The 20,550-nt window shown below is 60.2% G+C and carries 17 protein-coding genes, 1 pseudogene and 1 riboswitch; of the genes and pseudogenes, 6 read left to right on the forward strand and 12 right to left on the reverse strand.

Features of this window, described 5'->3' with window-relative positions:
* Positions 1–25 precede the first annotated feature (25 nt).
* Complete coding sequence (locus AC1D1M_RS20515; protein ID WP_477777021.1) at positions 26–1,009, forward strand: asparaginase; 984 nt, start codon at positions 26–28, stop codon at positions 1,007–1,009.
* Between the two features lie 90 nt (positions 1,010–1,099).
* On the opposite strand, the gene zapE is transcribed toward AC1D1M_RS20515, so the two are convergent.
* From zapE to AC1D1M_RS20530, 3 genes are all read right to left on the reverse strand, one after another.
* Complete coding sequence (zapE, locus tag AC1D1M_RS20520; protein ID WP_477777022.1) at positions 1,100–2,194, reverse strand: cell division protein ZapE; 1,095 nt, start codon at positions 2,192–2,194, stop codon at positions 1,100–1,102.
* A gap of 90 nt (positions 2,195–2,284) precedes the next feature.
* Entirely contained in the window at positions 2,285–3,640 is a 1,356-nt protein-coding gene (locus AC1D1M_RS20525; protein ID WP_477777023.1) for a tryptophan--tRNA ligase, read from the reverse strand.
* Positions 3,641–3,664: 24 nt separating this feature from the next.
* A complete protein-coding gene (locus AC1D1M_RS20530; protein WP_477777024.1) occupies positions 3,665–4,294 on the reverse strand; it encodes an alpha/beta hydrolase in 630 nt (209 codons plus the stop codon).
* 144 nt (positions 4,295–4,438) lie between these two features.
* On the opposite strand from AC1D1M_RS20530, the gene AC1D1M_RS20535 reads away from it, so the two are divergent.
* On the forward strand, positions 4,439–4,873 hold the full coding sequence (locus tag AC1D1M_RS20535) for a Z-ring associated ZapG family protein (RefSeq protein ID WP_007989833.1): 435 nt from the start codon (positions 4,439–4,441) through the stop codon (positions 4,871–4,873).
* 272 nt (positions 4,874–5,145) lie between these two features.
* Here the strand turns inward: AC1D1M_RS20535 and AC1D1M_RS20540 are convergent, their stop codons facing one another.
* From AC1D1M_RS20540 to AC1D1M_RS20570, 7 genes are all read right to left on the reverse strand, one after another.
* Positions 5,146–5,886 (reverse strand): YiaD family glycine zipper/OmpA-like lipoprotein, encoded by a 741-nt coding sequence (locus AC1D1M_RS20540; RefSeq protein WP_477777025.1) that lies wholly within the window; start codon positions 5,884–5,886, stop codon positions 5,146–5,148.
* A 103-nt stretch (positions 5,887–5,989) separates the two neighbouring features.
* Positions 5,990–6,631, reverse strand: coding sequence for an MBL fold metallo-hydrolase (locus AC1D1M_RS20545; RefSeq protein ID WP_057713346.1), 642 nt, complete (start codon positions 6,629–6,631; stop codon positions 5,990–5,992).
* 86 nt (positions 6,632–6,717) lie between these two features.
* Positions 6,718–9,456 (reverse strand): winged helix-turn-helix domain-containing protein, encoded by a 2,739-nt coding sequence (locus AC1D1M_RS20550; RefSeq protein WP_477777026.1) that lies wholly within the window; start codon positions 9,454–9,456, stop codon positions 6,718–6,720.
* 175 nt (positions 9,457–9,631) lie between these two features.
* A complete protein-coding gene (locus AC1D1M_RS20555) occupies positions 9,632–10,996 on the reverse strand; it encodes a DUF1329 domain-containing protein (protein ID WP_477777027.1) in 1,365 nt (454 codons plus the stop codon).
* Positions 10,997–11,024: 28 nt separating this feature from the next.
* On the reverse strand, positions 11,025–12,926 hold the full coding sequence (locus AC1D1M_RS20560) for a DUF1302 domain-containing protein (protein ID WP_477777028.1): 1,902 nt from the start codon (positions 12,924–12,926) through the stop codon (positions 11,025–11,027).
* A gap of 338 nt (positions 12,927–13,264) precedes the next feature.
* Complete coding sequence (locus tag AC1D1M_RS20565) at positions 13,265–14,947, reverse strand: fatty acid--CoA ligase (RefSeq protein WP_477777029.1); 1,683 nt, start codon at positions 14,945–14,947, stop codon at positions 13,265–13,267.
* Between the two features lie 163 nt (positions 14,948–15,110).
* Positions 15,111–15,740 carry a LysE family translocator gene (locus AC1D1M_RS20570; RefSeq protein WP_477777030.1) on the reverse strand — a complete coding sequence of 210 codons (630 nt, stop codon included), beginning with the start codon at positions 15,738–15,740 and terminating at the stop codon, positions 15,111–15,113.
* Positions 15,741–15,831: 91 nt separating this feature from the next.
* Between AC1D1M_RS20570 and AC1D1M_RS20575 the strand changes: the two genes are divergently transcribed.
* The 3 genes from AC1D1M_RS20575 (at position 15,832) to AC1D1M_RS20585 (ending at position 18,679) form a co-directional block, all read left to right on the forward strand.
* Positions 15,832–16,797: a 2-hydroxyacid dehydrogenase gene (locus AC1D1M_RS20575; RefSeq protein ID WP_477777031.1), complete on the forward strand. Its 966-nt coding sequence runs from the start codon at positions 15,832–15,834 to the stop codon at positions 16,795–16,797.
* Positions 16,798–16,830: 33 nt separating this feature from the next.
* The gene (locus tag AC1D1M_RS20580; protein ID WP_477777032.1) at positions 16,831–17,829 is read left to right on the forward strand and encodes a methyltransferase; all 999 of its coding nucleotides are present in this window, start codon (positions 16,831–16,833) and stop codon (positions 17,827–17,829) included.
* 51 nt (positions 17,830–17,880) lie between these two features.
* Positions 17,881–18,005: riboswitch (yybP-ykoY riboswitch) on the forward strand.
* 89 nt (positions 18,006–18,094) lie between these two features.
* Complete coding sequence (locus tag AC1D1M_RS20585) at positions 18,095–18,679, forward strand: TMEM165/GDT1 family protein (protein WP_008016665.1); 585 nt, start codon at positions 18,095–18,097, stop codon at positions 18,677–18,679.
* Between the two features lie 65 nt (positions 18,680–18,744).
* Here AC1D1M_RS20585 and AC1D1M_RS20590 read toward each other — a convergent pair whose 3' ends face one another.
* Positions 18,745–19,563, reverse strand: coding sequence for a M48 family metallopeptidase (locus AC1D1M_RS20590; RefSeq protein ID WP_477777033.1), 819 nt, complete (start codon positions 19,561–19,563; stop codon positions 18,745–18,747).
* A 179-nt stretch (positions 19,564–19,742) separates the two neighbouring features.
* Here AC1D1M_RS20590 and AC1D1M_RS20595 point away from each other — a divergent pair.
* A pseudogene (locus tag AC1D1M_RS20595) lies at positions 19,743–19,835 on the forward strand (hypothetical protein); the annotation flags it as partial.
* An 89-nt stretch (positions 19,836–19,924) separates the two neighbouring features.
* Here AC1D1M_RS20595 and AC1D1M_RS20600 read toward each other — a convergent pair.
* Positions 19,925–20,548 carry an SOS response-associated peptidase gene (locus AC1D1M_RS20600; protein WP_007981312.1) on the reverse strand — a complete coding sequence of 208 codons (624 nt, stop codon included), beginning with the start codon at positions 20,546–20,548 and terminating at the stop codon, positions 19,925–19,927.
* Between the last annotated feature and the right edge of the window lie 2 nt (positions 20,549–20,550).

Below are 20,550 nucleotides of genomic sequence, written 5' to 3' on the forward strand. Positions count from 1 at the left end.
TCATTACAAACAAGCGAGGTATCCCATGGTCCTGCCCAAACTGTCCATCGCGGCACTTGGCGGCACGGTAAGCATGCAAGCGAGCAATGCCGGTGAAGGCGTCATCCCGACCGTCAGCGGCGAAGCCCTGCTGACTTCCATACCGGAACTGACGACACTGGCCGGAGTCACCGTCGAGACCCTCGGCCTGCTGCCCAGTGCGTCCCTGGATTTCGAGTTTTTGCTGAACGTATTGTCCTGGGCTGAGTTTCAGGTCAAACAGGGCGCTGTTGGGGTCGTGATAACCCAGGGCACCGACACCCTCGAAGAAGCCGCGGTGTTTTTGGATTACCTGTGGCCCTACGACACCCCCTTGGTGCTGACCGGTGCCATGCGCTCCGCAGCGCAGCCAGGTGCCGATGGACCGGCCAATCTGCTGGATGCATGTCGCGTTGCCTTGGCGCAGAACAGCCGGCAGCGCGGTGTCCAGGTCGTGATGAACGGACAGATTCATCAAGCGTGCAGCGTACGCAAAACCGATTCGCTGGCATTGCAGGCGTTTTCCTCTCCGGTCGTGGGGCCCGCGGGCCTACTGTTGGAAGACCGTGTTCGCTACCTGCGCCCGCCGGGGCCGCGCACGGTGTTACCGTTGCCGCAACAGACCACACAGAAGGTTGCGCTGCTTGAGGCCTCACTTTCGGCCGACACCCTGCTACTGGAAAATATTCTCGCACTCGATTACGACGGGCTGGTGATCGGCGGTTTCGGTGCCGGCCACATCTCGCAGCGCTGGGCGACAATGATTGAGCATATTGCCGAACGAATCCCCGTGATCATTGCGACCCGAACCGGCTCCGGCTCCACCGCACGTGCCTCTTACGGTTTTGGCGGTGGTGAAATGGACTTGATCCGCAAGGGGGCATCGATGGCGGGTTTTCTATGTCCGCGAAAAGCCAGAATTCTGCTTTGGCTGCTGCTTGGTTGCCAACGGCAGCACGAGCTTGCGCAGTATCTCAACGAGGACATTTGACTTCAAAACAATGTACAAACCTGTGGGCGGAGGATTTTCGCTGACAAAAAAGGCCTGCATGTGCAGGCCTTTTTTATTTTCCGAATCGTCCTACGGCTTGTGCGCCCGGGCCAGGAATTCGTGGGATTGCATTTCCAGCAGTCGGCTGAGGGTTCGCTGGAATTCGAAATTCAAGCGACCGCCGGTGTACAGGTCCTTGAGTTCGACTTCGGCAGAAATGATCAGCTTCACGTTACGGTCGTAGAACTCGTCGACCATGTTGATGAAGCGTCGGGCGATGTCGTCGGTGGTGACGCTCATCTGCTCGACATCGCTGAGCAGCACGGCGTGGAAGATCTTGCCCAGCTCGATGTAGTCGTTCTGGCTGCGCGGGCCGTCGCACAGTTCACGGAAGTTGAACCAGGCCACGTCATCGCAGGTGCGCAGGGCACGAATTTCACGGTTTTCGATCATCAGTACGTCATTTTCGACCGCCGCCGTGCATTCCGGTGTCAGTGCACGGAAGCTCTTGCGCAGGCTTTCGTTGGCGGCTTCGTCGAGTGGATAGTGGAACAGCTCGGCTTGTTCGAGGTGACGCAGACGATAGTCGACGCCGCTGTCGACGTTGACGATCTCGGTGTTCTGCTTGATCAGCGCAATGGCCGGCAGGAATCGCGCGCGTTGCAGGCCGTCCTTGTACAGGCCGTCCGGCACGATGTTCGAAGTCGCGACCAGGGTCACGCCGTTCTTGAACAGCTCTTCCATCAGGGTGCCGAGGATCATGGCGTCGGTGATGTCGGAGACGAAAAATTCATCGAAGCAGATGACCCGGGCTTCAGTGGCGAAGCGCCTGGCAATAATGGTCAGCGGGTTTTTCTCGCCGCCCAGGGTTTTCATCTCTTCGTGCACGCGCTTCATGAAGCGGTGGAAGTGCGTACGGGTCTTTTCTTTGAAGGGCAGCGCTTCGAAGAAGGTGTCCACCAGGTAAGTCTTGCCGCGACCTACGCCGCCCCAGAAATACAGGCCCTTGACCGGGGTCTGATCCTTCTTGCCAAACAACTTGCCCAGCAGGCCTGGCTTGTTTTGCTCGGCCGCGACCAGGTCATCGTACAGGCGCTGCAAATGACGTACGGCAGTTTCCTGCGCGGCGTCATGGAAGAATTCCGGGCGTTTCAGATCAGCTTGATATCGTTCTAGGGGCGTCATAATTCGTTAGCAAGGCAACAAAAACGGGCCGACACTGTAGCGACGGCCCGGAGGAATGGCAATCGGCCCTTGGTCGGACCGAACCGTTGTTTATTCCTGAACCGGCGTCAGGGCAATGCGCAAGGCTTCGATGGCCGCGTCGCGTGCGGCGCTGTCGGCGAAGGCAGGGCTGTCAGCAACGCACTCGCCTTCCAGCCAGACGCTGAAGCCCAGGTCTTCACTGCGCACGTCCAGATCCTGGCCCGCTTGCAGCTGCTTGGTCACTTGCCCGGCGGCTTTACCGTCGGCGAAGTTGCGCGACAGCAGCAGTTGTTCGCCATCGGCCGCCAGCAGACGGAAGCGGAAACTGCCGTCGTCTTCACGGAAGCTGACAAAACGTGCAGCCTTCACGGCTTTCTTCTTGGTGGTCGCAGCCACTTGAGTCTGGGCAACGAAGGAGCGCAGGCCCACCGCCTCACGCAGTTCGTTGAGGAACGGTGTCGCCACCGAACGGGCCTTTTTCGCGCCGTGTTGCAGGATGTCTTCCAGATCTGCCGGGCGCTCGATCAACTGGTTATAACGCTCGCGGGATTCGCCCAGTTCGCTGTCCAGCAACTGGAACAGACGATTCTTCGCCTCGCCCCAACCCAGGCCCTGCAACAGTTCGCTGCGGAACTCGTCGGCCTGCGCCGGGGTGGCGAACGCCTGGAACAGGGTGAACAGGTGCGAATTGTCCGGATCCTTGGCTTCGCCCGGCGCGCGGGAGTCGGTGACGATCCGCGAAATCGCGTCCTTCAGCTCTTTGGCACTGCTGAACAACGGAATGGTGTTGTCGTAGCTCTTCGACATCTTGCGGCCATCCAGGCCCGGCAATGTGGCGACGCTCTCTTCGATCAACGCCTCGGGCATGGTGAAGAACTCTTTGCCCTGGCCAAACAGGTGGTTGAAGCGCTGGCCGATGTCGCGGGCCATTTCCACGTGCTGGATCTGGTCACGACCGACCGGCACCTTGTGCGCATTGAACATCAGGATGTCCGCGGCCATCAGCACCGGGTAGCTGTACAGGCCCATGGTGATGCCGGCATCCGGGTCTTCGCCGGTCTCGACGTTCTTGTCCACCGAAGCCTTGTAGGCATGAGCGCGATTGAGCAGGCCCTTGGCGGCGACGCAAGTCAGCAGCCAGGTCAGTTCGGGGATTTCCGGGATGTCGGACTGGCGGTAGAAGGTCACGCGGTCGACATCCAGGCCACCGGCCAGCCAGGTCGCGGCGATTTCCAGACGCGAGCGCTGGATGCGCAGCGGGTCATCGCACTTGATCAGGGCGTGATAGTCGGCCAGGAAGTAGAACGAATCGGCATTGCTGTCACGGCTGGCGACAATCGCCGGGCGGATGGCGCCAGCGTAGTTGCCCAGGTGCGGCGTGCCGGTGGTGGTGATGCCGGTGAGGATACGGGTACGAGTCGTCATGGGTAATCGCTTGTCAGACTGCAATCAATTCGAGAGACGCGGCAGGATCAGATCCTTGAGATCGGTCAGCTTGCCATGAAAAAAGTGTCCGCATTCTGCCACTTTCAGCAGCTCATGGGGACGTTCGAGCTTGTCGGACCATTGGTAAACGACTTGTGGATCGATCACTTCGTCGGTTTCCGGCTGAATCAGGGTCAGTTCGCCCTGCTGCGGCAGCTGATCCTGATCGCCGAGGCGCATGACCGCCGGCGCAACCATGAACAGGTGCTTGAGCTGCTCGCCCCTGGCCTCAAGGCGTCCGCCGAGACTTGCTGCAACAAAACCGCCGAAGGAAAAACCGAACAGGGTCAGCGGCAATTCCGGGTGTCTGGCGCGAAACCATTCGGCGACAGCCTGGGCATCATCGACTTCACCGGTACCCATGTCGTGGGTGCCTTCGCTGGCGCCGACACCACGGTAGTTGAAACGCAGGGTGATCAAACCGGCATCACGCGCAGTGCGCTGCAGGGTCGAAACCACTTTGTTGAGCATGGTGCCGCCCTGCACCGGGTTCGGATGGCAGATCAGCGCCAGGCCGCGCGGCTGTTCGTTATCCAGGTAAAGTGCTTCCAATTGCCCGACCGGGCCATCAATCACTACGGGGGTTTCACGCATAAGCAAGGAAGGAACTCCGTGACCTCGAATCGGGTCGACTCGTCTAGCAAATTGTCTGTGGCTGTCTATTGCGAGTGAATCGCGGTATACAGCGCAGGTTCGAGCCGTTAACGTAAAGCAAAGCCGTTTATAGAGGAAGGACTCGTGGAACACTCGCTCTTAGTTTGGTTGTTACCGACTCTTGCCCTGGTTGTGGGTGTCGCCATTGGGTTCCTGATCGCTCGCGTTGCACCGAACGCCGCGCCCAGCCGTACGCAGCGTCAGCTGGACGATATTCAGGAACGTTTCGACAGTTATCAGAACGAGGTGGTGACCCACTTCAACAGCACCGCGACACTGGTCAAGAAACTGACTCAGAGCTATCAGGAAGTGCAGGACCATCTCGCCGAGGGCGCCAACCGTCTGGCCCTGGACGAGCAGACTCGCCAACGCCTGCTGGCTTCCCTGCATGCCGATGCAGCACAGGCTCCACGGGAACGCCTGACGCCGCCACGCAATCAGGAACCACCTCGCGACTACGCACCGAAAGCCCCGAACGCGCCGGGCATGCTCGATGAGCATTACGGCCTGAAGAAGTAATCAGCTTTCGCGCATAGCAAAAAGCCCCCGGACACGTGATTGTCCGGGGGCTTTTTTGTTTCTGATCCTGTATCTCCGGTGCCCACACTGGCCCCTTCGCGGGCAAGCCTGCTCCCACAGGGTTATGCTTTGAATACAGATTTTGTGTACGACATCGATTCTTGTGGGAGCGGGCTTGCCCTCGATGGGGCCAGAACTGACGATACAAAAAAGCCCGCCCGATCTGTTTAGAATCGGGCGGGCTTTTTTACGCCTGGGGTTCAATCAGACGATCATGGGTACTGCTGAACCTGACCTTGCTGCTGACCACCATACTGCTGGCCCGGAATCGCCTTGAGGTTGACCTCTACACGGCGGTTCTGCGCCCGGCCATTGACGTCGCCGTTGCTGGCAACCGGGCTATCCGGACCGGCACCGCGAGCGCTCAGGTTGGCACCGCTGACGCCTTGCGAGGTCAGGTAAGTTGCCACGCTCTGGGCACGACGCTGGGACAGGTCCATGTTGTGCTGGCGGCTGCCGGTGCTGTCGGTATAGCCGACGATCTCGATCTGGTTCTGGTTGAACTCTTTCAGCGAGCCCGCCAGGTTGTTCAGCGGCTGATAGAAACCTGGGGCAATGTTCGCCGAATCGGTAGCGAACGTGATGTTGCCCGGCATGATCAGCTTGATCTGGTCGCCCTGGCGCTGCACTTCAACACCGGTGTTGGCCATGCTGGCGCGCAGCTTTTTCTCTTGCTGATCGGCGTAGTAGCCGTAGCCGGCGGCGGAAGCACCGACCACCGCAGCACCGATCAGTGCGCCCTTGCCACGGTTATCGTGGTTGATCGCAGCACCGGCCAGTGCACCGGCCAGAGCGCCGAGGCCACCGTATTTCGCGGTCTTGCTCATGCCTTCGGAGCCACTATCCGTCTGGCCCTGAGCCTGGCCCTGACCGCCGTATGGGTTAGGCGTGGCACAACCGGACAAAACGGCCACAGCTGTAGCGAGAATAATCAAACGACGCGTGGTGAACATGTAAAGCTCCTACTTTTTTGCATTCTGTGGTGCAACGGACCAAGGCATCCGCCTTTGCGGGCGTTGGATCATGTTAACGGGTAAAAATTCCGAATGTTACAAATCAGCCCCGAACAAAGGGGTTCTCGCGCATTTCGTCACCCAGACGGGTATCCGGACCATGCCCGGTCACTACGGTGGCGTCTTCGTCGAGGGTATACAGCCGCTGCTTGATCGAGCGCACAATGGTCGCTTGGTCGCCGCCCCACAAATCCGTACGCCCGACGCCGCGACGAAACAGCGTATCACCGGCAATCAGCAACTTGGCCTCGGAAAACCAGAAGCTCATGGAGCCCGGTGTATGACCTGGCGTGTGCAGCGCCACGCCACAGCCGCAGGCCAGTTCTTCATCATCGGCCAGCCAGCGATCCGGGGACGGCACCGGGGTATAAGGAACGCCGAACATCTGGCACTGCATTTCCAGGTTGTCCCACAGAAACTGGTCCTCCTTGTGCAGATGCAGGGTCGCGCCGGTTTTCTCCTTGAGTTGACCGGAAGCCAGGAAATGATCGAGGTGTGCGTGAGTGTGAATGATGCTGACCACTTTCAGACCCAAGGCGTCGAGCCGCGCCAGGATCAGTTCATGATTGCCACCCGGATCGACGACGATGGCCTTTTTCGTCACCGGATCACCGATGATCGTGCAGTTGCACTGCAAAGGGCCGACGGGGAAGGTTTCGCGTATGAGGGTGGGTTGCTGGGACATCGGGGCCTGCTCGATAAACGGGGACAAGCGATTTTCGCACAATTGGGCAGCGAGCCAATGACCGCGATGGGTAACATGAAAAATCCTTAACCCAACACCCCTAATTCCTTGGCTCGCGCCACCGCCTGCGTACGCCGCTCGACCCCGAGCTTGCTGTTGATGTGGCTGGCGTGGGTCTTGACCGTGTGCAGGGAAATAAACAGCTGATCGCTGATTTCCTGGTTCGAACAGCCCTGTGCGATCAATCGCAGAACCGCCATTTCCCGGGTGCTGAGCTGCTCCGCGGTCGCGCAGGATTCCAGTCCGGGCCGGGCAACCAATGCCGGCAGTTTTTCACTGAGGCTCAGGGAAACAGGGGTTGGCGAACAATGTTGAAGTTGTCCACGCAGCCAGTCCGGGTGCTCGGCCAGCAGGCTCTCAAAGGGTTGCAGCACCCCTCCGCCTGCGGCGTCCAGCGCCTGAGCCAGTGCCTTGCGTGCTTCCGGTTCCCGTCCGCTGCCCAGCAATAACGCCACTTTCTGGGTCAGCGCCATGGCACTGAGCATCTGCCGACCGCTTTGCTGACCATGTTCAAGCAGCGCATTCAAACGCCCTTCGGCCAGCATCGGTTGGCCCTGGATGACTTCCAGCAAGGCTTGCTGCAATTCGATATGCAGCGGCAATTGCGGGTGGAACTCCGGTGGTGCTGCCCCGTTTTCGCCGTTATAGGTCTGCCCCAGACGTGCCAGCCAGGCTTCGGCCAGATCGGTGCGCCCCTGGGCCAGCCAGAGTTCACATTTGACCAGAGTGATCATGGCCAGGTAGTAGATCGGCGGCACGTCCCAGATGTGCATCAGCCGTTCGGCTTCGGCAAGTTCGGCAAAAGCTTTGGCGAATTCGCCGCTGCTGCCTTCCAGCCTGGCAATCACGCAATGGCCGATGAGCACGCTGATATCGCGACAGGCGCGCGCCTCGCTCAAACCGGCCTGCAATCGCAGCCGCGCCGCTTGCGGCTGCATGCGCAGGGCCAGCAAAAAGCCTTCGTACAAGGTCAACCGGGCGCGAACCGCATACAGCCGTTGCGCAGACAAGCTCTGCAGGCGTTGCATTCCCTGACGGACCTCTTCCAGCGCCCGACAGATTTCCCCGCGCGCTTGCAGCACCCGCGCGCGGTCGTAGTGCGCCAGTGCTTCGAACAACGGGTTGCCGACCCGTTGCGCCAGCTCCAGCGATTCGCGGTTCAGTCCCCGCGCCCGCCACAAATCACCGTCGGCAATGGCCAGGTTGGACAGGGTGGAGAGGCACATCAGGCGCTGGCCGTAACGCTTGGACGGAAGACTTTCCAATGCTTCGCGGCAGTACCGCAGCGTCAGTTCGCGGTTGCCGCGCCCACGGGCAATGATGCCGCTCAACGCCAACCATTGAGCCAGCATGGACTTCTGGGCGGTGGCCGACGGAGCGGGCAGGAAGCGGCTCAAATGGCTGGCCAGTTCCTCGGCGGCATCCAGTTGGCAAGCCATCCCCAGCGCCCAGCTATAGAGCACGATCAGTCGCGGTGTGCTGATCAGCAAGCTGTCAGGCAAGTCCATTTTCCAGCGCAGCAACATGCCGACATTCTGCTCGGCCAGCAGTTGCTCTTCGGAGAGGTTCTGCACCAGGTTCGCCGCGACGTCCAGGTGACCGGCACGCAAGGCCTGCTCCACGGCCTCATCGAGCAGTCCCTGGGCATTGAACCAGCGGCAGGCACGCAGGTGCAGGCTGGCGGCCGGCACCATCGACTGGGAAGTCGGCCGCGTGCGCAACAGATCGGAAAACAGATGGTGATAGCGATACCAGTGGCCATGCTCGTCCAGCGGCACCAGGAACACCTGGTGGGCGAGCAGGAAGCGCAGGATCTCCCCGCTGTCATGGGCGTCGCGAACGGCGTCGCACAGTTCGCTGCAAAAACGTTCCTGGGGCGCCGTGTCATAGAGGAACGACTGGACCTCGGCTGGCAGGCAATCGATGACCTCTTCGAGCAGGTAATCGCGGATCAGCCCTTCCCCGCCGTGCAACGATTGCGGAAGCGCGCCATCGGTACCCGCCTCCGAGGCGGCCAGCAGCCAGAAACGTAACCCCGCGACCCAGCCTTCGCTGCGCTGGATCAGGTTTTCCAGTGCCTCACCGCGCAAGGAACTGCTGTGCCGATCGAGCAGGCTCAAGGCCTCGTCGTGGGTCAGGCGCAGATCCTGTTCATGTAACTCAAGCAGTTGCCGCGACAGCCGCAGTCGCGCCAGGTGCCAATCGGGACGTTGGCGACTGGTGACCATCACCAGCAAGCCATCGGGGAGATGATTGAGGAAAAATTGCAGGCAACGATCCAGCACCGGGCCCTGGGCCAGATGGTAATCATCCAGCACCAGCAACAATGGCGTCGCAGTGGACAGGTGCTCAGCCAATTCGTCGAGCAGGCCGTCCAGCCATTCTTCGAATGCGAACGGCTGATGGCGCTGGCGCATTTTCAACAACCCGAGGGATTGCCTGCCCAGGTGCGGAAAATAGTCCTGGAGGCCTTCCAGCAGGCGCTCGAGAAAACGTCCCGGGTCACTGTCTCGCGGGCTCAACCCTAGCCAGAGACTTTGCCAGTGCGCCGGCAACCCCTGACAAAACTCCACCGCCAACGAACTCTTGCCGAACCCTGCCGGTGCGCTGACCAGCAGCAACCTGCCACCGAGCCCGGCACTCAGACGCTCGCACAAACGTGGACGCAGCACATGGCCGTCGGGCAACGGCGGGCGAAAGAAGCGCCCGTCGAGTGTCGCGACAGCAACGTTTGCAGAACCTGGGGATGTAGACAAATCAGTCATAGCCGGCTCTTGTTTGAATTGCGGGTGGCGGCGTTGCAGATGTCCGCAGCCTAGCCGTAAACGGATAGGGAATGAAGGTAATTGCTACAAATGGCTACAAAAAGTCTACAAACAAAAAAAACGCCCCGAACCAGTCGGGGCGTTTTCAGAGGGTGCGGCCTCTACTCAGTTCACCTTAGCGAACACCATCCTGACGCAAGGCGGCCGGGGTGAAGTCGCTGGTGGTGGCCTGGAAGCCGAAGTCATAGGCCGACTTCTCTTCGTTCTTCATGCCCAGCGCCAGGTAACGACCCGATTGCAGGTCATACAGAGCTTCGAGGGCATACCACGGCACTTGCTTGTCGTAGTAGTTCTCGGCATGGGCCTCGGCGACGCGCCACAGTTGATCGCGACCGTCGTAATGATCGATGACCGCTGCTTGCCAGGTGTCTTCGTCAATGTAGAAGTCACGCTTGGCGTAGATGTGACGCTGACCTTCCTTCAGGGTTGCAACCACATGCCACACACGACGCAGTTCGTAACGCGCCAGGTCCTGGTTGATATGACCGGCCTTGATGATGTCGTCGTACTTGAGCATTGGTGAGTCGAGTTTGTAGCTGTCGGAGGCGATGTACATCTCTTTCTTGCCTTCGAGCTTCCAGTCATAACGATCCGGTGCACCGTTGTACATGTCCAGGTTGTCGGAAGTACGCAGGCCGTCGGCCGCGGTACCCGGGCCGTCATAGGACACTTGCGGTGCACGGCGCACACGACGCTGACCGGCGTTGTAGACCCACGCCGAACGCGGTTCCTTCACCTGGTCGAGGGTTTCGTGCACCAGCAGTACGCCACCGGCCAGACGCGCCGGCGCGGTTACTTTCTGCTTGAAGTAGAACAGGATGTTGCCCGGGTTTTTCGGGTCGTAATCCTTCATCTTGTCGCGGAACACGAACTGGTCCTGGAAGTACACCATGCTATATGAGCCATTCGGTTGCGGTGTCGCCTGGGTCACCAGACGGGTCACGCTGCCCCCGCGATAGCGGGTGATGTGGTTCCAGATGACTTCCACGCCGCTTTTCGGAATCGGGAACGGCACCGCCGTTTCGAAGTTCTCCAGACCGTTACCGCCGGACACCAGGTTGGTGTTGGTGGCGTTGCGCTTGATGGCGGCGAACACGTCATCCGGCACGGTGGCACCGCGGTGGGACGGATACACCGGCATCTTGAAGGTTTCCGGGTAGCGCTTGAACATCGCGTACTGGCCAGGGGCAAGCTTGGCCTTGTACTGGTCGACGTTCTGCGCCGTGATGGTGAACAGGGGTTTTTCACCCGCGTACGGATCGGACAGGAAACCTTTGCTGTCGACCGTGCCGGCATTCTTCGGCATCGGTTTCCAGGCCGGAATCGAACCGTCGGCGTTACCCGCCATTTCGGCGCCCATCGGGGTCAGGCTCTTGCCTAGCTTGTCGGCTTCGGCCTGGGGAACCGCCGCCATGACGCTGGTCGCCAGCAGCGAAAGACCCAGAACACCGGCGTGGAACAGACTCTTTGTTATTTTCATTTATGCGTTCGTCCTGAAAATACTGTGCTTAGAAGTTCACGCCGAGGCTGAGCGCAACGAAGTCGCGGTCATCCACGGTGGTGTACTTGCCGTCGAAGAAGTTGGTGTAAGCCAGGCTCGCGGTGTAGGTGTTCTGGTACTCGGCGTCGACACCCAGGCTCACCGCCTTGCGGCCTTCCTCGAAGTTGCCGCCAGGGCCTGGGGAGTAACCGCTCACGTCATGGGACCAGGCAACATTCGGCTTGAGGTTCACACCGGCAAACACGTCGTTGTATTCCCAGATGGCGCGACCGCGGTAGCCCCACGAAGTCGGGGTGGTGAAGCCTTCGTCGGTGCAGTTGCGGCTGCGGTTGTTGGTCGGCGTACCCGGGCCGGCACCGTTGATGGTGCTGGTGTTGAGCGCCACGCAGGTATCGAGCGCGCCAGAGGCTGGCAACTCACCCGGGCCGTAGACCGGATCGCGGCCATAACGAACGTCGGAAGTGCTTTCCAGGCCGCCAACATGGGTCACGCCCACTTCACCCACCAGGGTCAGACGGCTGGCGCCCATGACCTGGTCGAAGAAGTGCGTCAGGGTGGTCTGGAACTGGGTGATTTCCTTGCGACGATACCCATGCAGGTCTTGACCTGGAACGCCGGTAAGCAGCGATGCATTGGTCAACGGATTGTTCGGGTTGTTATTGCCCAAAGGACGGACACCAGAGAACAGGATGTCGGTGGAGTTGAGCTGCACTGGAGCGTTCGGACGGTAGCTGATCTCACCGCTCCACGCCGTACCGGTAGGCAGGGTGGTGGAGAAGCTCAAGCCATACAGGCGAATGTCCTCGGGGTATTCGATGAAGTACTGCGAATTACCTGCCACCAGCAGTGGCCCGAGTGCCGCGAACGGGCCTGGAAGTCCCGCTGCAGTGTTGTAGACCGACTGCGGCGCACCGGTGGCGCTGAAGATCGGCGCACGGCTGTGGTAATTCATGAAGTAGGCGCCGAACTCGGTGTCCAGCGGATCGAACATATACTTGAAGGACGCACCCCACTGACCGCTGTCGCGGGCATCGCGATCGGGGCCACGGCGCACCAGAACACCCTCTTCGTTGACGTCAACGCCGTTGGCGGCCAGAGGCCCCAAGGCAATGGCCGGAATTTGCGAGCGTTTGTTCAGCACGCGCAGGTTGTTGTCGCAGCCGTCGGCAACGATGTCCGGCTGGGAGAAGAACGTGCCGCAGTTGTCGACGACGGTCTGGTCCCATTCAATTTGATAGAACGCTTCGGCCGAGAGGTTTTCGGTCAGGCTCTGGGACACATAGAACATGTTGACCGGGATCAGGCCTTCCTTGATCTCGGCACCCGGACGGCGGAACGCGGACACGTCGATCGGGTTGATCGAGTTGATGCCACCACCGATGAAGGTACTTTCACCCCAGCTCACGACCTGCTTGCCCAGACGCACGGAACCTGGCTGATCGGCAATGGAGTAGTTGTGGTAGACGAAGGCGTCGAGGAGTTGAGTGCCAGCGGACTTGGCGCCTTCCTTGCGGCCGTCGTCACTGATGTCCTTAAACGGACGGCTTTCGTCTTTCAGTTCAAAGTCGTACCAGTATTTGCCACGGACGAAAACACCGGTATCGCCGTATTTCAGTTCAAGGTCATGGATGCCCTTGAAGATCTTCGAGAAGGTTTCCCCGCTCTTGAAGTTCAGGTGACCGTCATCAGAGGTCTGGGACAAACCCTTGCCGCCGTTGTTGACACCGATGAGGTTCTTGTTCGGCTGTTCGGTAGACCAGCTGGCACCAATCGACAGGGATGAGTCGAACTGACCTTCGATTTCACCTACGTTGAAACTGACGCCGAATGCTGGCCCGGCGAGCGTAGAGGCAAGACTGACAGCCAGGGGCAGCTTCGCCCGGCGCCAGAACTGGTTTACTGATGTCATCGACGCTACTCCATGTGCATTTTATTTTTATGGCATGAGCACTTCTAAAAACGCTGTGGATAACCGGGAGCCATGGCATCCCAAAGTCATTCCAAAGTTGCATCGCCCCGGTTCGTGCGGTTGCTCCGTTCTTAAAAATCCTTGAGCGGACTATAGCCAGCAGGTAGTTGTGCTTGATCCCTCTAAAGTGTGATTTGCAGCTGCCAGCCACTCTGGAACAGTCCTTTCGCCAGTCCGACACCCGTCGGCACGGCAAGGATGGCTGAAAATTTCGATTTGACAAGCCAAGCGCTTGCTTGGTGGGGCTGGCGTGCCCTTTCGGGCACACCGGGAGGCGCTTAAAGCGTCGAGAGGAAGGTACTGTTGGTAGCTTGCCATTCAGTGATGTCGACACGAATGCGCTTCTTGTCGAGTTTGCCGACACTGGTCTTGGGAATTTCAGTAACAAGGGCGATCTGGCTCGGAATCGCCCACTTGCTCAAGTGCCCCAGTTCCACAAACGGCTTGAGGTGTTCCTTGAGTTCCCGGGCCCCGATTGCGTGACCCTCACGGAGCACCAGCAGGGCAAACGGCCGCTCGCCCCACTGCGGATCGGGGATCCCCACCACTGCTACTTCACGTACCGCCGCATGACGGCTGATCAGGTCTTCCAGGTCAAGGGAGGAGATCCACTCGCCACCGGTCTTGATCACGTCCTTGATGCGGTCACGAATGTCGATCACGCCCATGCTGTCCAGGGTCGCCACGTCGCCGGTGTGCAGCCAGCCGCCGGCCCAGAGCTCGGCGCCCTTCTGCGGCTCGTTGAAATAACCCTCGGTCAGCCATGGTGCGCGTAGCACCAACTCACCCTGGGTCTCGCCGTCGGCGGGCAGGAAGTTACCCTCGGTGTCGACGATCGCCGCCTCCACCAGCGGCCCCGGCACGCCAGCCTTGATCCGGTAGGTGGTGCGTTCGTCTTCGGTGCCGGCCATCAGCTCATCGTTCAAGTGCGCGCACGACACCAGCGGCCCGGTTTCCGACATGCCGTACGCCGCGGTCAACTGAATGCCTTTGACCTTCGCCGCCTCGTACAGCGTGCGGTTCAGGGCACTGCCGCCGATAACGATTTTCCAGCCGCCAAAGTCGACGTTCTGCGCAGCCTTGGCATTGAGGACCATCTGCAAGATGGTCGGCACGCAATGGGAGAACGTGACCTTCTCCTTGCGCCACAACTCCACCAGGTATTCCGGGTCATAGCGGCCGGGGTACACCTGCTTGAGCCCGAGCATGGTCGCCACATACGGCAAGCCCCAGGCGTGGACGTGGAACATCGGGGTGATCGGCATGTACACGTCGTTGGTACCCAGCAGACGCACGCTATCGATCGCGCCCATGATGGTCGACACGCCCATGGTGTGCAGCACCAGTTGCCGATGGGTGAAGTACACGCCCTTGGGGTTACCGGTGGTACCGGTGGTATAGAACGTGGTCGCGACCGAGTTTTCGTCGAAATCCTCGAAGTCGTACTGCGGGCTCGCCGCGGCCAGCAGTTGTTCGTATTCGCCTACGAGATTTGGCAGGTCCGCGGTTTTTTCCGGCAGGTCAGTCAGCAACAGGGTTTTGTCGACCGTGGTCAGATTCCCTTCGATAGCCTTGTAGAGCCCCACGAACTCGCTGTTGACCAGCACGAAGCGGTCCTCGGCGTGGTTCATGGTGTAGAGGATCTGTTCCGGCGACAGGCGCACGTTGATGGTATGGATCACCGCACCGATCATCGGGATGGCGAACATGCATTCCAGGTAACGATGGCTGTCCCAGTCCATCACACCTACGGCATCCCCGGGCTTGACCCCGGCCGCTGTCAGCACGTTGGCCAGACGGGCCACCCGTTCGATCAGGGTCGGGTAGCTGTAGCGCAACTTGTCGCGGTAGATGATCTCGCGGGTTTTCTCATAACGGGCACCAGACATCAGCAGCCGTTTGATCAACAGCGGGTACTGGTAAGCGCCTTCGGCCGGGGGGATAACGCGAGTCTGCAACATAATAATCCCTTTAATCTGACTGCACGGTCGTGACTGAAAGTACGCACTGTAGTGCCCTTGAACGCCAGCCAAATCAGCCAAAGGAATGATTTGCAGAACCGCATGAATACTGGCGTTGCGCCAGCTCTCACAGAGGTTTGGTGATTGCGGCAGCTCCTACGAATCAATGCATCTCGGTAAAAGCCAGCTTCACGCCAATCGCAATCAGCACCGCGCCCATGGTCCGGTCGAACCAGTGGCCCATGCGGGCGAAACCGGCCCGTACGCGCTGCTGGCTGAACAACATCGCCACCAGGCAGAACCAGCCCGCTGTCGCCACCGCCAGGTAAACCCCGTAACCGGCCTGCACGGCCAGTGGTGTGTGCGGGTTGATCACCACGGTGAACAGCGAGAGGAAGAACAGCGTGGCTTTCGGATTGAGACCGTTGGTGACGAAACCTGAGGTGAAGGCACCACGGGCCGTGCGCTCGCCGGCTTCCTTGTGCAGATCGTCCGCCACAGGCTTGGCCGGTTGCGCGCGCAGTGCCTTGTAACCGATGTACAGCAAATAAGCGGCAGCGGCCCATTTCAAGGCATTGAACAGCACGATCGACTGGGACACGATCAGGCCGATACCCAACAGCGAATAACCCACGTGCACGAAAATTGCCGTCCCCACACCCAGCGCGGTCCAGGTGCCCGCGCGGCGACCGTGGGTAACACTCTCACGCACCACCACGGCAAAGTCCGGGCCGGGACTGGCCACGGCCAGCAGGTGAATCAGGGCAACGGTCAAGAACTCTGTCCAGTACATGGGGGCTCCTTTAGGCCAAGCGTAACTATTTATTTCATCTGGTAGGCTCGGCAGATTACGCCTTCAGTTCATTGCACAAAAGGTACAGTTGATGACGAACACTCGCCGCGCCGTTTTCCTCGACCACCCGTCCCTGGACCTTGGCGACCTTGACCTCAACCCGCTGCGCAGTTGTTTCAGCGAATTGCAGCTGTTCGCCCAGACCTTGCCCGATCAAGTCGTCGAACACCTCAAGGGCGCCACCGTCGCCATCAGCAACAAAATTGTCATCGACGCCGCCGCCATGGCCGCCAGCCCTGATCTCAAGCTGATCCTGATCACCGCCACCGGCACCAATAATGTCGACCTCGCCGCCGCCCGCGCCCACGGGATTACCGTATGCAACTGCCAGGGCTACGGCACGCCGTCGGTGGCGCAGCACACGATCATGCTGCTGCTCAATCTGGCCACGCGCCTGGCCGATTATCAAAAAGCCGTCGGCGCTGGCCGCTGGCAGCAGGCCAAACAGTTCTGTCTGCTGGACTACCCGATTGTCGAACTCGAAGGCAAAACCCTTGGCCTGCTGGGTCACGGGGAACTGGGTGGCGCGGTCGCACGGCTGGCTGAAGCCTTCGGCATGCGCGTTCTGCTGGGGCAAGTTCCCGGACGCCCTACCCGGCCGGACCGCTTGCCGCTGGATGAACTGTTGCCACAGGTCGATGCCCTGACCCTGCACTGCCCGCTCAACGAGCACACTCGCCACTTCATCGGCGCTCGTGAACTGGCCTCGATGAAACCCGGTGCATTTGTAGTCAATACCGCACGCGGTGGCTTGATCGACGAACAGGCACTGGCCGACGCCCTGCGCAACGGTCATCTGGGCGGCGCCGCTACGGACGTGCTGAGCGTCGAGCCTCCCATCAACGGCAATCCGCTGCTGGCCAACGACATTCCGCGCCTGATCGTCACCCCGCACAACGCCTGGGGTAGCCGCGAAGCGCGCCAGCGAATCGTTGGCCAAGTGACCGAAAACGCACTGGGATACTTCAGCGGTAAGGCGCTGCGAGCCGTCAGTTGATAAACTGCGGCACTTTTTTTCACGGGAGCAGTTATGGATCCGCGCAGTGAAGTACTGCTTCGCCAGGCCGAGTTATTCCAGGGTTCGGTGTTGTTGGCCGGTTTGCCCGCCGACGACTTGCTGGGCCGTCTGCCCAACGCCCACGGTTGGTGCTGGCATGCTGGCGACCAGGCCGCGCTGGACGCCCGCTTTGCCGGGCGTAGCCATTTTGGTGTGAATGCGCCGGAGCGCGGGTTCGATACCGCGGTGGTGTTTCTGCCCAAAGCCAAGGACCTGACCGACTACATCCTCAATGCCCTCGCCTCGCGGCTGGCAGGCCGCGAGTTGTACCTGGTCGGCGAGAAAAAAAGCGGCATCGAAGGTGCCGCCAAACAACTCAACCCGTTCGGCAAGCCGCGCAAACTCGACAGCGCGCGCCACTGCCAGCTCTGGCTGGTCACCGTGGCCAACGCGCCTGAAGCCAAACCGCTGGAAAGCCTGGCGCAAACCTACGAACTACCGCTGGCCGAAGGCCCGTTGAAGGTCATCAGCCTGCCGGGGGTGTTCAGCCATGGTCGCCTGGATCGCGGCAGCGCGCTGCTGCTGGAGCATCTGGACAAACTGCCCAGCGGTCACTTGCTCGATTTCGGTTGCGGCGCAGGGGTCTTGGGCGCGGCGGTGAAACGTCGCTATCCGCACAACCAGGTCACTTTGCTGGATGTGGATGCCTTTGCCGCTGCCAGCAGTCGTCTGACCCTGGCTGCCAATGGTCTGGAAGCCGAAGTGATTACCGGTGACGGAATCGATGCCGCGCCGATGGGTTTGAGTGCGATTCTGAGCAATCCGCCGTTCCATGTCGGTGTGCACACCGACTATTTCGCAACGGAGAATTTGCTGCGAAAAGCCGCCAAACATCTGAAAAACGGTGGCGAACTTCGCTTGGTAGCGAATAGCTTCCTGAAGTACCAACCACTGATCGAAGAGCATTTGGGCGTGTGTGCGATCAAGGCCGAAGGACAGGGTTTCAGAATCTACCGGGCCAAACGCGGTTAGATCTTCTTTTGAAAAAGAGGGCTTGCCGAATGGATTTTGCCTAGGCAGAATCCGCTCCGTCCTAGGGGAGTAGTCTCCCACGAGCGCCACGCTCGTCCGGCATGCGTCAACATACTTGGTCAAAAGACCATGGCGCATGCGACCCAAGCATCCACATCAGATGGATCGCAGGGTTTGACAAGACCTATGACACGCACACCTTACCCGGGGCGGGAAGGCTGTACGTGTCATAGCCGTGTCGACCCGCCCCTTAGGAAAACCCCTGATGCTGGATTCACTACTCGTACCTACCGCAATCGTTGCCTTGGCCGAAATCGGCGACAAGACGCAACTGCTCGCACTCATTCTCGCTGCCCGCTTCCGCAAGCCCTGGCCGATCATCGCCGGCATCGTTGCCGCGACCCTGGCCAACCACGCGGCCGCCGGTGCAGTCGGCGCCTGGGTCGGGAGTTTCTTCTCGGATACGATGCTGCACTGGATCCTCGCCGCGAGCTTCGCCGCGACCGCACTGTGGACCCTGGTGCCGGACAAGATGGATGACGACGAAGCCAGCACCGCCCGCAAGTTCGGGCCGTTCCTGACTACGCTGATCGCGTTCTTCCTGGCGGAAATCGGCGACAAAACGCAAATCGCGACCGTGATGCTGGCTGCGCAATATCCGGAGCTGTGGCTGGTGATCATCGGCACCACCCTCGGCATGTTGATTGCCAACGTGCCCGTGGTATTGGCCGGTAACTTTGCCGCGGACAAATTGCCATTGACCCTGATCCGTCGACTGGCGGCGTCGGCGTTCTTCATCCTGGCGATTGTCGCGGTGTACAAGGCGATGCAGAGCAGCGGGTGGGTTTGACGGGGTAAGGCAGTCATTGTGGCGAGGGAGCAAGCTCCCTCGCCACAAGTGTCATTGAATGCAGATCAGGACTTCTTGGCTTGCTCGTAAAGCGGCATGACTTTCGGAATCGCCGCCTGCAACGCCGCAATACGGCTCGACGACGCCGGGTGAGTGCTCATGAACTCCGGTGGCGCACCTTCCGAGACCTTGCTCATCTTGTTCCACAGGGTGATCGCGGCATTCGGGTTGTAGCCAGCACGGGCCGCCAGTTCCAGGCCGATCAGGTCCGCTTCGTTTTCATTGGCGCGACTGTTGGGCAAGGTCATGCCGTAGTTGGCCACGGTATCGGCCAGGGCCATGGTGTCCTGGCCCAATCCCAACAAGGCACCGGCGCCCTGCTTGGCCATTTCGATGCCATATGCCTTGGACATCGCCTCACGACCATGCTCGCGCAGGGCGTGGGCGATTTCATGGCCCATGATCGCGGCGATTTCATCGTCGGTCAGTTTCAGGGTGTCGATCAGCCCGGTGTAAAAGATGATCTTGCCGCCAGGGCCGCAGTTGGCGTTGAGTTCATCGCTCTTGATCAGGTTGACTTCCCACTTCCACTGGGCCGCGTCCGGACGAAATATCGGCGCCTGGGCAATCAGCCGGTCGGCAATCACCTGAACCCGCCTGGCTTCATTGCTGGTCTTGTCCAGCACACCTTTGCCTGACGCTTCGCCCACTGTCTTCTGATAGGACTGGGCGTACATCTGGTCGACCTCTTGCGAGGACAACATGCTGAACATGTACTGCTTGCGCTCAACGCCTACGGCGCCGCCACTGGTGGTGTTGACCGACTGGCAACCGGTGAGCAGCAACGCTGCGCCCAGTGCACTGACAACCAAAATCTTGTTCATCAAAAAACTCCCAGAAAACATGCCGCGTATCCTAGGCGTGGAAATGTATCGACGCCATATACAATGGACGTAAGACGCACAATTCAGACAAAGCTCTCGTCGGTGCAGGAAAAAAATTCACACTCCGGGGCGAGCCGCAGCCCCACACACCGTGCATTGATTCAATTACGACATCCGGCACGGGCGGTGCGGATGAATCGAGCACGGCGAATGCCGATTTGACCAAGTTGGCCGAGCAACAGCGGCGGTTGATCAATCAGTTCCGGGACTGATTCAAAGGCCCCATCGCGGGCAAGCCCGCTCCCACAGGTTTCGTGAACGCCGTAAATCCCTGTGGGAGCGAGCCTGAACTGGCGCAGGATTAGCCCGGCGTCAGACACTCCGGCCCATTGAGCTTCGGATCATTCACCATGTTGGCCAGCACCCGTTCGCGCAACGCGGCAGGTTCACTGGCCAGCAAGGCTTGCAAAGCATGCAATGGCGTCTCGGGATCCAGCCACGCGGCCTGCCCCGCCTCATCAAGAATCAACGGCCGCCGCTGGCTCGCCGCCGGTTGCGTGATCACCGCCGTACTCAGCCATACCTGCTCCTGCACCGGATACGCCTCCCAGATCGCAGCAAAGAACAATGACGAGCCCTCCCCCGGTGTCAGCCAGTACGGGCGCTTGCGCGTCGTCCCGCGCCATTCGTAGAAACCATTGGCCGGCAACAGGCAGCGGCGCAGGCGCAGGGCTTCGCGGAACATCGGTTGTTCGGCAACGGTTTCGGCACGGGCGTGGGCCGGGGTGCGGGACAGATCGGTCAACCAGGGTGGCGTCAGGCCCCAGCGGGCACGGGCCAGCGTGCGTTGGCCGTCAGGCCCGGCCCGCAGCATCAATACCGAATCGTTGGGGGAAATGTTCCACTGCGCCTGCTGGTCGGCGGGAAAACCGGGCAGCGCCGCGAAGGCGGGATTCCAGCGAAACAGGGCATAACGTCCACACATGG

This window comes from Pseudomonas sp. P1_F7, from assembly GCF_056405655.1.